This window comes from Salinivibrio sp. VYel1 (assembly GCF_009377945.1).
Taxonomy (GTDB): domain Bacteria; phylum Pseudomonadota; class Gammaproteobacteria; order Enterobacterales; family Vibrionaceae; genus Salinivibrio; species Salinivibrio siamensis.
This window is the reverse complement of sequence record NZ_RSAM01000002.1, coordinates 56,869-69,884: the sequence shown is the minus strand read 5'-3', so window position 1 is coordinate 69,884 and position 13,016 is coordinate 56,869. Positions and strand designations below refer to the sequence as shown.

General features: G+C 53.3%; 10 protein-coding genes. 7 read left to right on the top strand and 3 right to left on the bottom strand.

The features are described from left to right. Nucleotides 1–89: 89 nt before the first annotated feature. Entirely contained in the window at nt 90–1,538 is a 1,449-nt protein-coding gene (gene focA / locus EHW58_RS02915) for a formate transporter FocA (protein ID WP_152794695.1), read from the top strand. Between the two features lie 110 nt (nt 1,539–1,648). Here focA and EHW58_RS02910 read toward each other — a convergent pair whose 3' ends face one another. Further along, nucleotides 1,649–2,314 (bottom strand): energy-coupling factor ABC transporter permease, encoded by a 666-nt coding sequence (locus EHW58_RS02910; protein WP_077605870.1) that lies wholly within the window; start codon nt 2,312–2,314, stop codon nt 1,649–1,651. 182 nt (nt 2,315–2,496) lie between these two features. Here EHW58_RS02910 and EHW58_RS02905 point away from each other — a divergent pair, with 182 nt between their 5' ends. From EHW58_RS02905 to EHW58_RS02895, 3 genes are all read left to right on the top strand, one after another. Then, complete coding sequence (locus EHW58_RS02905; RefSeq protein ID WP_077578556.1) at nt 2,497–2,997, top strand: YfbU family protein; 501 nt, start codon at nt 2,497–2,499, stop codon at nt 2,995–2,997. Nucleotides 2,998–3,126: 129 nt separating this feature from the next. Continuing rightward, nucleotides 3,127–3,951 carry a 23S rRNA (guanine(745)-N(1))-methyltransferase gene (gene rlmA / locus EHW58_RS02900; RefSeq protein ID WP_077605869.1) on the top strand — a complete coding sequence of 275 codons (825 nt, stop codon included), beginning with the start codon at nt 3,127–3,129 and terminating at the stop codon, nt 3,949–3,951. Between the two features lie 18 nt (nt 3,952–3,969). After that, entirely contained in the window at nt 3,970–4,941 is a 972-nt protein-coding gene (locus EHW58_RS02895) for a ChaN family lipoprotein (RefSeq protein ID WP_152794692.1), read from the top strand. A 124-nt stretch (nt 4,942–5,065) separates the two neighbouring features. Here the strand turns inward: EHW58_RS02895 and yfbV are convergent, their stop codons facing one another. Beyond that, nucleotides 5,066–5,515, bottom strand: coding sequence for a terminus macrodomain insulation protein YfbV (gene yfbV / locus EHW58_RS02890; protein ID WP_077578559.1), 450 nt, complete (start codon nt 5,513–5,515; stop codon nt 5,066–5,068). A gap of 369 nt (nt 5,516–5,884) precedes the next feature. On the opposite strand from yfbV, the gene EHW58_RS02885 reads away from it, so the two are divergent. From EHW58_RS02885 to EHW58_RS02875, 3 genes are all read left to right on the top strand, one after another. Next, on the top strand, nt 5,885–7,081 hold the full coding sequence (locus EHW58_RS02885; protein ID WP_077578560.1) for an acetate kinase: 1,197 nt from the start codon (nt 5,885–5,887) through the stop codon (nt 7,079–7,081). 105 nt (nt 7,082–7,186) lie between these two features. Then, nucleotides 7,187–9,334, top strand: a complete 2,148-nt coding sequence (pta, locus tag EHW58_RS02880; protein WP_077578561.1) for a phosphate acetyltransferase — start codon at nt 7,187–7,189, stop codon at nt 9,332–9,334. Between the two features lie 129 nt (nt 9,335–9,463). Further along, nucleotides 9,464–10,615 carry an amidohydrolase gene (locus EHW58_RS02875; RefSeq protein ID WP_152794689.1) on the top strand — a complete coding sequence of 384 codons (1,152 nt, stop codon included), beginning with the start codon at nt 9,464–9,466 and terminating at the stop codon, nt 10,613–10,615. 90 nt (nt 10,616–10,705) lie between these two features. Here the strand turns inward: EHW58_RS02875 and EHW58_RS02870 are convergent, their stop codons facing one another. Next, a complete protein-coding gene (locus EHW58_RS02870) occupies nt 10,706–12,973 on the bottom strand; it encodes a TonB-dependent receptor domain-containing protein (protein ID WP_152794686.1) in 2,268 nt (755 codons plus the stop codon). Nucleotides 12,974–13,016: the final 43 nt, after the last annotated feature.

The window sequence follows — 13,016 nt, the reverse complement described above, 5'->3', positions numbered from 1 at the left end:
TTATTCACATTAAGTCTAAAAAGGAGTACAACCAGTATGTTTTTTTGTCTTCAAGGTCGGGCACACATTGCCAAAAGAGGAGGCAACCGATGGTAACCCCTATCCACACTGAAGGCCCCGCTGCGCTGCTGGTGCAAGCCGAACAATACGCAGAGAGCAAATCGCGCAAATCGACCCGTATGGCCGTCGGGCTGGCGATGATGGCAGGCCTATTTATCGGGTTGGCATTCGTGTTTTACCTCACGGTGACCACGGGGAGCACGGCCGGCTGGGGGCTCACTCGGCTGATGGGCGGGCTGGCCTTTAGCATGGGATTAATTCTTGTGGTACTCGGCGGGGCCGAGCTATTTACCAGCACGGTGCTGTCCATGCTTGCTCGCGCCAACGGCAAAATTAGTACACGTAGCCTGCTTTATACCTGGGCAAGGGTGTATATCGGCAACTTATGCGGCGCGCTATTGTTGGTGCTGATCGTGATGGCGGCGGGTTTATATCAGCTTGATGATGGGCAGTGGGGGCTCAACGCTCTTCATGTCGCGCAGCACAAGCTGCATCACAGCTGGCTGCAAGCGTTCTCCCTCGGTGTGCTTTGTAACTTGCTCGTTTGTCTGGCGATTTGGATGACATTCACCTCGCAAAACCCGCTGACCAAAGCCGTGATGGTGATCTTACCTGTTGCCATGTTTGTCAGCACCGGTTTTGAGCATAGCGTGGCCAATATGTTCATGGTGCCTTTGGGTATGAGCATCGCCACCTTCGCACCAGACAGCTTTTGGCAAGCGGTGGGCAGTTCCCCCGCGGCCTTTAATGACGTCAATCTCATCCAGTTTATCAGTGCCAATTTAATCCCCGTCACCCTTGGCAATATCGTCGGTGGCGCTGGCCTGGTTGGTATGGGCTATTGGCTGATTATCAACCCAGAAAGAGAACACAAAACCGCGCACATTTCTGCATTGACGCTCCCGTCTGCGCCTTATTCTGAGAGACCTATTATGACCCAAGAAACCTTAACTATTAAAAACAACATGCAATCGGCTCAGTGTGCTTTAAAAGCCCAGCAGTTTGTGGCGGACGCCCTAGAGCAGCTCAACCGCACCAAACTTCAAGGCGCCCCTGTGGTAGACAGCCAAAATCAACTAGTTGGCTTTTTCTCGGTGCAAGATGTCTTAGTGGATCTATGGTGGAATGACTATCAACCCGACATGGATGCCAAAGTTGAAGATCTGATGCGCACCGAGGTACAAACCGTTGAGGCAGACCAATCGGTGATTGAGCTGGCGCAGTACATGAGCATTGATAACCAAGTGCTCTATCCGGTCAGTGATGCGGGCATTGCCACCCGCTTTACCAACCAATCGGCATTAGAGCGCGCCAAAACGCAAACACTGTCTCGTCCCTATATTTATCCGGTGATGAAAGACGAGCGCTTGGAGGGGGTGATCACGCGCGCCGATGTGATTCGAGCACTCGCGCCACTTTACGGTAATGCAATGGATATCCTTCCCGCCGATGCGAAAGAAGGCTTAGTCACCGCCTAACACTTAGTTACCACCTAACACAGGGATGGCCGTTATCGATCACGCCGCCGGTCAATACCGGCGGCATTTTTCATCGAGATGTTGCCGTCATCGCCGCATTGACACACGGACTAACGCTCAGGTGATAAATACTCACGGTCATAAAAGGTGCGTAGCCAATGAGGCCGATATACCGCCATCACTGTCACCGCCATGCCATTTAATAACGCCTCAGGGAACCACATCAGGAGCGCAATTTGCAGATAGTTATGGACAATGTCTTGCCAGCTATGTCGCTCTGCCAGCCCGTACCACAACGATGTCACGGACAGCTGAAAAACCATGGTCAGCGCCGCGCCGATAAAAGCGGCGATAAAAATATAAATAAACAGGTGGCGAGTTAAATAATGGTAACTGAGCGCGAAAATCGCATAACTAAAAGTGATTGGCAGCACCGCCGTGGTGAGCGCGGTCATCCCCAAGTCCGCGACAGGGACAAAACCAAACACCGCCATCAGTGTTAGAGGCACAGTGGCAATCCAAATAGCGATACGCCAGCCGTGACACAAGGCGAGCGTGGTCACGCCTAAAAAGTGGATATCTAGCCCCGCTTTGATCCCTGCTTGAAGCGCCCATAAAGCAAACAACACCACCGCCGAGGAAAACGCCAAATGCTGGTAACCGGTTTCTTGACGCAGCTTAGAAAAAAATTCCGGCGGATAGGTTCGATACAGCACCGCGGCCCACAATAACCAGCCGCTCCATTGCCAACCGCTCACTTCGGCGAACTCAAACATATTCAATCCCTAGTCACTGACCTTTTCTACCTTTGACTGACACAACAACTAGCGGGTGATAAACGTGCTACGGACATAGCCCAGATCAAGATTTCCCCCTCATAGAGCTGGTAGTCTCTATTTATTCCCTCATCAATTGATGAATGACTATTGTACCTTTGAGAGTTAAGAGGCCAACCGCGATGGATATGACCCCTGCACAACGTCTAATTTTATCTAATCAATACCAATTAATGTGCCACCTCGATCCCTCGAATAGCGAAAAGTATCGCCGCTTACAAACCATTATTGAGCGCGGTTACAGCTTGCAAATGGCAGAAGTGATCAGCCAGTTCGAGGCGCTATGCGAAACCCAGTGTCGTGAGATCATTGATATCATGGAAATGCACCATGCCATGCAGGCCTCATACAACCTCTTGGACGACGCCAACCAAGCCGCCTTATCACCGCGCCGCGTTCAATTCTGGGGCTTCGACGCCGCCACCGAAGGTGCGTTAGTGCATTATGTCCGCTTTCTTGTCGATACGGAGGGACTCTATCCGCAATTCGATCAGGGCGAGCATCGTTTTAACAGCCAAATGCCCATGTTGGACAAATATCGTCGCATGCTGGATGTATGGCGTCATTGCCCGCGCCAATTCCACTTAAGCTTAACCGAGATTGAGCAAATCCTCGCCGCCTAAACCGCAGAGCGCGACCATCCCGAATCTCAGCCGCCCGCGAGGCGGCTTTTTATTTGCGCGTCTCGCGCTTGTCGAATGCCTCGCAAGCCCGTACCCTTAAGCCCATTCACGCTAACACACCGAACGACCATGATTTATCGATGCCCACTGTGCCAACAGTCTCTGCAAGCCACCTCACGTGGCGCCTATTGCGCGAACAATCACCAATTTGACCGCGCCAAAGAAGGCTACCTCAATTTGCTCCCCGTGCAATTTAAGCGCTCTAAAGATCCGGGCGACAACAAGGCCATGACCCAAGCGCGTCGGGCGTTTTTAAACGCTGGCCACTATGCGCCGATGCGCCAAGCGATGATTGACGCTCTCACCCAAGCGCTCGATGGCGAGCACAAAACCATCTTGGATGTCGGCTGTGGTGAAGGGTACTACACCCACGCGATTGCCGATCAAACCGCAGAGCAACAATGGTCTGTTCACGGATTAGATATTGCCAAAGTGGCGGTGCGTTATGCGGCCAAGTGGTACCCACAGTGTCAGTTCTCGGTCGCCTCTTCCCAGCGCCTGCCGTTTGCCGACAACAGCTTGGATGGTGTGGTACGGATTTATGCGCCCTGTAACGGCGAAGAGTTAGCGCGCGCGATTAAGCCCGGCGGCGTGGTGGTGACGGTTACGCCAGGTCCACGTCATCTATTTCAGCTAAAAGCCGGTATCTATCAAGAGGTGCGTTTACACGAAACGCCACCTGAAGCCCTACCAGGCTTCCAACTTGAAAGTGAGCACTCACTGCATTACTCGATGACATTGGCAGGTGAGCAAGCCCTGACTCTGCTGCAAATGACGCCCTTTGCCTGGCGCGCCTCGGATGAATGGCGTGACACCTTAGCGAACAGCGAGGCCTTTGAGTGCGACGCCGACTTCACCCTGCGCGTGTATCGCCATCACGCCGCCGAGCAATGATAGCCAAGGAGACATCCCATGAAACAAGGTCGCGTATCGGTTCGTATCATCAGCGCCTGGCTCGCCGCAGCCTGCATCGTATTCACCAGTTCGACGCTTCATGCAAAAACCGATGCGCTTGCCACTTTATTTGACTACCAAGTCACTCGCGCAGAGGGCGAATCATTGAGCCTGACCCAAGTGGCCCGCCAAGTGGCGGATGCCGATGTGGTACTCATTGGCGAATGGCACGGCCATCCAGGCGTGCACCGCTTTCAAGCTGAGCTACTCAGCCAGCTCGCCTCAGAACACCCAGTGGCCCTGTCGATGGAGCAATTCAGTCGCGATACACAACCCGTGCTTGACCAATATCTTGCTGGCGAGATCGGCGAAGACACGTTAAAGCGACAAGCCAATGCATGGGATAATTATGATGGTAGTTATCGGCCCTTGATTGAACTGGCCAAGCAACGCCAAATCGAGGTGATTGCTGCCAACGCCCCCAAGCGACTGGTACGCTGTATTGGTCAGCAAGGCTTGTCATATCTCGATAGTCTATCCGAGCAACAGCGTAGCTGGTTTGCCGACACCATAGATACCCAAGATTCACCGTATAAGCGCAAGTTTAAGGCCAATATGCACCATGGCAGCGCCAGCCAAACAGACGCCCAGTATGCGGCTCAGCTTGCGTGGGATGCCACCATGGCCGAAAGCATCGTCGATTACCATGCCGCTCAACCTGACAGCCAAATTGTGCATATTGCCGGGCGCTTTCACATCGCCGAAGGCTTGGGAACCGCGGCACAAATTCACGCCCGCAACCCTGAACTGCGCATTGCATTGATCACCGCGGTAAGCGACCAAGCCATGCTAAGCGACGACGCGCCCGACTTGCGCTTACACGTGCTACCCATGCCACAGCGCTGGCTGTCGATGGACGAAATGCGCCAAGCGGTGAGCCAAATGAAAGGGCAAGGTGCCGCTCAGTGCAAGCGCGCCACAAATAGCTAAGCGCTCACGCTTTCCCACATACACTTTACCCATATACAAAAACGCCGACCAAACGGTCGGCGTTTTGTTGTCGCTTCTTCTCTATATCTGTTCGCTAGTCGATAGCGACGCCGCCGCGTGTCTGTTAGAACCAACGCTCCAACGCAGCGCGATCTACTTTAAACGCGCGGCTTAACGCATGCGCAAGCTCTTTGTATCGTGGCTGGTTTTTGATCGGCTGCATCGCATGTCCTTCACTGGTGATCTTTTGATGCAGCTCGCGATACCAACCCGCAAGCGCTGGCGGCAGAGGCGTATCACGACGCTTACCCAACCACCACAAACCTTGCACCGGCAAGCTCAATGCAAACAAGGCCACAATCACCGCCTGCGGCAGCCCTTGTACATTATTGGCCGACATCTGTAATAACACGCTAATCGCCGCCACCGCTGGCATCACTTTGATCGCAAAGCGAGTCATGGTAATCACACGGTTCTCGGGGAATACCGGTGCCAACTCCTTTCTCATTGGCCATTCCTGCATGTACTTCTGACCATCTTGCAGGCAACGCCAGATTGACTTATTCGTTGTCATACCTACCTCACTTACTCGTGTGACTCGCTCAGTGTGGCACAAGGCGCTGTCACTCAACTTTTACAATAAAAATTAAACAAACTGTTTAAAAACTTTCAAAATTAACCAGTATTGCTCAAAAAATTTTTGTTATCTGTATCAAGTCCCGCTATCCTTAGCGCACTTTATCATTGTTGCTCGGATTCGATTGTCTCGCAACCTAATCTGGTTGTACTCGACGGAGCGTTCATTTATCCAGGACGGATAAAGATGGTTCTTTCCCCGCGACAACGCATGAGATAATTCTTTTTTTAAAAAGGTAGTGTCTCTGTTTGTCCACTATCCTTTTTGTTCAATACACTCTGTCTTACGAAACATAGGTAGTCATACATGTCCAAGCTGGTTCTCGTACTCAATTGCGGAAGCTCCTCTTTGAAGTTCGCCATTGTCGACGCTCAATCAGGCGATGAGCATCTTACCGGTCTAGCCGAATGCCTTCACCTTCCAGAAGCCCGCATCAAGTGGAAGATGGACGGCAAGCATGAAGCCCAACTCGGCGAAGGTGCCGCACACAATGAAGCGCTTAACTTCATTGTTGATACCATCCTGGCTTCTAAGCCTGAGCTTGCCGAGAACCTAGGTGCCATTGGCCACCGCGTTGTTCACGGTGGCGAGCACTTCACTCAGTCAGCATTAATTACGGACGATGTACTGAAAGGGATCCACGATGCAGCCAGCTTTGCACCGCTGCACAACCCAGCCCACATCGTAGGTATCGAAGCGGCGAAAAAAGCCTTCCCAGCGCTGAAAAATGTCGCTGTATTCGATACGGCATACCATCAAACCATGCCAGAAGAAGCCTACTTGTATGCACTGCCTTATAACCTTTATAAAGAGCACGGCATCCGTCGCTATGGCATGCATGGTACCTCGCACTACTTTATCGCTAACGCCGCCGCTGAGCAGCTTGGCAAACCTGTTGATGAAGTGAACATCATTAACTGCCACCTCGGTAACGGCGCGTCAGTTTGTGCGATTAAAAACGGCAAATCCGTCGACACCTCAATGGGCATGACCCCGTTGGAAGGCCTGGTAATGGGCACCCGCTCTGGTGACCTAGATCCAGCGATTATCTTCCACCTGCACGATGCACTGGGCTACAGCGTTGAGCAAATCAACACCATGCTGACCAAAGAGTCTGGCCTACAAGGCTTGACCGAAGTGACCTCTGACTGCCGCTTTGTCGAAGACAACTACGGTGAGAAAGAAGAAGCCACTCGCGCGATGAACGTGTTCTGTCACCGTCTTGCTAAGTACGTGGCCAGCTACACCGCGACCCTCGATGGTCGCCTAGACGCGATCGTCTTCACCGGCGGTATCGGTGAGAACTCAGGCCCAATCCGCGAATTGGTACTCGAGCGCCTATCTCTGCTGGGTGTTGACGTCGACAAAGAACGCAACCTAAAAGCCCGCTTTGGCGGTGAAGGCGTGATCACCACAGACGAAAGCCGCGTGCCTGCGATGGTGATTTCAACCAACGAAGAGTTGGTCATTGCGCAAGACACCGCGCGCCTAACTGGCCTGTAAGACCATTCCCAACGGCTGATTCCACTCAGCCGTTTTTATATTTGTGCCGGCCTGTCCGGCACGCCAATCAGATAGTAAGAGGAAGTCAACGTGTCCCGTACTATTATGCTAATCCCAATCGGCTCCGGCGTCGGCCTGACAAGTGTCAGCCTCGGCGTGATGCGAGCGATGGAGCGTAAAGGCGTCCGCGTCTCATTTTTTAAACCCATTGCGCAGCCTCATCACGGTAGCGACACTGATGTCACTGACCTGACGACAGAAATCATTCACGCCAACAGTGACATGAAAGTCGCCGAGTCGATGTCAATGAACCAGGCCGAAGATCTGCTGCGTTCCGATCAAGAAGACGTGCTGCTTGAAGAAGTGCTTGCACGCTTTACACGCGCCACGCAAAACACCGAAGTGGCACTGGTTGAAGGCTTGGTCACCACGCGTAACCATCCGTTTGCCAACCAAATCAACTACGAGATTGCCAAGACGCTGGATGCAGAGATTGTCTTTGTCACCACACCAGGTACCGACAACCCTGCGCAGCTAAAAGAGCGTATCGAGTTTGCGTGCACCAACTTTGGTGGCAGCAAAAACGGCAACATCTCTGGCGTGATCATCAACAAGCTCAATGCACCTGTTGATGATGCTGGCCGCACCCGTCCCGATCTGTCAGAGATCTTTGACGATGCAGACGGCGCGCGTCCGACTAACGTTGAAGTGATGCAGATCTTCAACACGAGCCCAATCCGCGTACTGGGCTGTGTGCCATGGAAAATCGATCTGATTGCTACCCGTGCCAGCGATATGGCTAAGCACTTGAATGCCACCATCATTAATGAAGGTGAAATTCACTCGCGCCGTATTAAGAGCATTACCTTCTGCGCACGCTCTATTCCTAACATGGTTGAGCACTTCCGCCCTGGCTCACTGCTAGTGACCTCGGCAGACCGTCCAGACGTGATTGTCGCGGCCTGCTTGGCAGCAATGAACGGCGTGGAAATCGGTGCGCTGCTACTGACCGGTGGTTACTCGATCCCTGACCAGCTCAAAGCATTGTGTGACCGTGCCTTTGAAACGGGCCTACCAGTGTTCACCACCGCAGGTAACACCTGGCAAACCTCACTCAACCTGCAAAGCTTCAGCCTCGAAGTCCCAGCTGACGACAAAGAGCGTGTTGAGTTTGTGAACGACCATGTAGCCAGCCACATTGATGGTAACTGGATTGAGTCACTAAGCTCTGGTTCTAACCGCGAGCGTCGCCTCAGCCCACCGGCCTTCCGTTATCAGCTCACCGAGTTTGCGCGTAAAGCCGCCAAGCGCATTGTGCTGCCGGAAGGTGACGAGCCACGCACCATTAAAGCGGCCGCTATCTGTGCGGAGCGTAAGATTGCTGAGTGTGTGCTTTTGGGTAACCCAGAAGAAATTAAACGTGTTGCCGATCAGCAAGGCGTGACCTTGGGCGCTGGCGTAGAAATCATTGACCCAGTGAAAGCGCGTGACAAATACGTGGCCCGCTTGGTTGAGCTGCGTAAGAGCAAAGGTATCACCGAAGTGATTGCGCAAGAACACCTGGAAGACACAGTCGTACTGGGTACCATGATGCTAGAAGCCAACGAGGTGGACGGCCTGGTTTCCGGTGCCGTGCACACGACGGCCAACACCATTCGCCCACCGCTGCAGATCATCAAGACAGCCCCGAACGCCTCTTTGGTGTCGTCGGTCTTCTTCATGCTGCTGCCTGAGCAAGTGCTGGTATATGGTGACTGTGCGATCAACCCAGATCCAAACGCTGAGCAACTGGCAGAAATCGCCATTCAATCGGCCGATTCAGCCAGCGCCTTTGGTATCGAGCCACGCGTAGCGATGATCTCTTACTCGACTGGTAGCTCAGGTAAAGGGGCTGACGTGGATAAAGTTCGCGAAGCCACCCGCCTTGCCAAAGAGAAGCGCCCTGATCTCGTGATTGATGGCCCGCTTCAGTACGACGCAGCAATCATGGAAAATGTTGCTAAGTCGAAAGCACCGGATTCACCGGTTGCCGGTAAAGCGACCGTGTTCGTCTTCCCAGACTTGAACACAGGTAACACCACCTACAAGGCGGTACAGCGTTCTGCTGAGCTGGTGTCTATCGGTCCAATGCTGCAAGGCATGCGCAAACCGGTGAACGACCTGTCTCGTGGCGCACTGGTCGATGACATTGTTTACACAGTGGCCCTGACAGCTATCCAAGCGAAACAAGCGGAAGACAACGGCCAAGTGTAATTTTCACCACGCCCTGTCGAGATAAAACAAAAGCCAGCACCTGTTGCTGGCTTTTTTGCGTTTGCGTTCACAACGTGACATGCCAACGCGATCTAGCATGGCGTATCCATTCTGGTTTTGGAGTCGAAGATGGCTAACGAGTTCGATCCCGTCACGCTACGGCATACCCTGCACCAAACCCCTGAGCTTTCTAACCACGAAGCCCTCACCGCACGTACTATCGCTGCCCAATTGCGACAATTTGGCTTTCACCCAGCCACTGATATCGGTGGTCACGGGATCCTGGTCACCATTCAAGGCGCTGCGCCAGGGCCCACCACCTTGCTACGCGCCGATTTTGATGCGCTCCCGATTGAAGAGCGTGGAACACAGGCTTATTGCTCCCAGCATTCGGGCGTGATGCATGCGTGTGGCCATGATGGTCATACCGCGGCGTTGCTAGCCGTCGCTGCCGAGCTTAGCCACACTCCGCCCGCTCGTGGTACTGTGCTGCTTGCCTTCCAGCCTGCAGAAGAAACCGGAGAAGGCGCAGTGCGTATGTGCGAGTCCCCCGCACTTACCAACGCGCAAATTGATAACGTCTACGCCTTTCACAATCTCCCCGGCTTTAATCAACATCAAATCGTGGTACGCCCAGGGACCTTTGCCTGTGCCTCGACTGGAGTCGCCATTGAGCTGTACGGAAAAACCTCTCATGCCGCCTACCCCGAACGCGGGATTAGCCCTGCCGGTGCGATGACAGGCGTGATGCATACCCTGACACAACTGCCCGACGCCTACCCTGAGGCCAACAGCCTTGTCACCTTGGTTCATGCCCAGTTAGGAGAGCCCGCCTACGGCGTCGCCCCCGGCCACGCGACCGTGATGGCTACCTTGCGCAGTGATGACAACGCTACTTTCCACGCGATGAAAGCCAGCCTGACTGCCACGATTAACGCAATCGCCCAGCACGCGGGGCTAGAGGTATCCATAGCATGGCACGAGCCTTTTATCGCCGCCTACAACCACCCGGATCATCACGCCCATGTGGTTGACGCCGCTCAAACTATTGGGTTGTCAGTTCAAACACTTACCGAGCCGATGCGATGGTCAGAAGATGTGGCCGAATTTCTCGCCCGATGGCCCGGCGCGTTGTTTGGGATTGGCAGCGGAGAGCATCACCCACAGCTGCACAACCCGGACTATGACTTTCCGGATGCGATTTTATCGACCGCACATGATCTATTCTGCGCCTTGGTGGCTCGCCATCATGGCATGGCACCGCCTCCGGCGACAGAATAAACACGGGTAAGATAAAAAACAGGCCTGTTACGGAATACGCAAAGGCCTGTTCATCCTGCTCAACGCCAAGTCAGCGCTAACGCATCACCGTTAGAACGACCACTGGGTGCCGATGGTAATGGTGCGGCCCGGGTCCGGCATACTCACCACCGAGCCAGGTTGAATGGTGTAACGGTCCGTTAGGTTATTGACCGTAATAAAGACACTGACATCCGGCGTGATGTCGTAGTGGCTATAAATATCCACCAAGTATTCTGATGGGATTGCCACCACAGGGCTTGCGGCGCCGGTGCCTGTTAGCCAATCGGCAGGGTTCGATTTGCCACTGTGGTAACGCACTGTCGTGCCAATATCGAGCCGATCATCCAACCATTTATGGCCAATATTCAGGTGCCATTTACGCTCAGGTGGAATACGAGTCGGTGTGGTGCCCCACGCAAAGCCTAAGCTGTTACAGCGGTCCATGCCTGAACGTTCGGCTTGATCTTGCGAACACACCTGCACCCTGTCGTAAAACGTGGCAGAGAAGTGGCTATAAAAGCCTTGATACGCGTAATGCGCTTGCAACTCGATGCCAGACAGCGACAGCTCATCATAATTGGTAAAAGTAAAATTACTGCGCCAAGACGGCATACCCGGCGTGCGATCGAGCACACCACCCGAAATAAAATCACTGACATGGTTATTAAAGTAAGACACCGTCATGGCGGCGCGACGTGTTTGCGCCAGTCCTAATTCCTGCAACCAAGCTCGGCCATCTAAGCTAACACCGTACTCTTGGTTAAACGACACTTCAGGATCCAGCGGGTTATACGGGTTGTAGCTAAACACCTCGTTAGAAATAGTCACTTCATACAAGCTCGGTAACCGCGCCGTGCGAGAGAGTTTGGCAAACACAGACGCCGAAGCATTGATGTCATAATGCACCTCACCCAATAAGTCCCATTCACCGCGATAGTGCAAAGATTGCTGGGTTTGCTTATCCAGTGATTGCGCCTCATGCCAGTTTACGCCAAGCTTTGCGGTCACCGGCGTGAGATCGATTTCACTATTGGCAAACACACTCCACTCTGAGCGTTTTCCGTGGCGAGAGGTCGGCTCGCTGGTATAAAACTTGTCGGTGTCACCACGCGGTTCAAGGGTTTCTTTGGTGTAAGACACACCATAATCCACACTCACCGGCACACTCGACCATTCACTGCGGTTGACGATACTCGCGCCATGACGGTCGTTTTGATACTCATGCAGATATTGCTCTGCATTGCTTCCTTTCGCCCAGAGCCCGTTGTATTGGTTCAGTTTGGCCGACGTGTGCCACGCATTCGCATGCAGATTCAGCCAGCTTTGCGACGGCGAGGTATACCGGTAGTTCGCACTATAAGCATCCACATCCGCGGTTCCTAGCCCCCACTGTGGCATCAAGGTGTCGCCATCTTTCTCGTAGGTATACCAGTAGGCCATCAGCACCTCGCCCGCCTCTTGGCGGTGGTGACGATAGCTAATATCCGCCTGATGACCATTGCCGAATTCTTTGTCCAGTTTGGCGAGCCAAGAATCACTCTCAAAACTGGTATTACCCACCTCTTGGCCTGCACCAATCACAGGCTCTTCGTAGCGTTCAATGCCCTTTTTACCGGCAAAGTGGTTGCCCTTTTTGCGATGGCTAAATGCCAGCACACCACCGAGTCCATCACCCTGATACCCTAGCCCTACCATTGCAGACCCGTTATCAAACCCTTGGTGGTCACTGCTATCGGCCAAGCGATAACGCATTTGCTCTTGGGCATCGTCACTCACACGCGGCGAGCGGGCGTTATTGTGGGCACGTAGCTTCACCACCGCACCAAAGCCCTCGCCATCACGAACAATGTCTGTCGCATTGAGTGTGGTAGCGGTAATGGTGCCGCCAATCGCACCACTGGCATAAGGCGACCGCCCAATTGTTGCCCCTTTGTCTACCGACAGCGACGACAATAAGTCGGTATCAATGTAGGTACGATCACTCACTCCCTGATAACCACGCGAGGTATGTGTCGACTGCAAACTGCCATCAATCAGCATCGCAACCCGCCCATGCCCTTGCAAACCACGAATACCGGGGTCAATCGCGCCGGCTTCGTTATGGATGTTATTGAGCTGAATACTGGTGTTACCCGAAAAGATATCCGCGTTACTGATCCCACGAACCTTATCCAAATCCTCACGCATCATCAGCGCATCGGAAAAGCGATCGGCATTGACCACCACGGTATCGATAGGCGCATCGTTTTCAGAGGCATCCTCTGCCGGAGCAGCAAGTGCGAGAGAAGGAAAAGCAAAAAAGTTAAGAATAAAAGAGGCGACTGGCTTTAACTGCATTGAACATTCCCCGTCAATAAAAAGCGACGGGGATGATAATGCA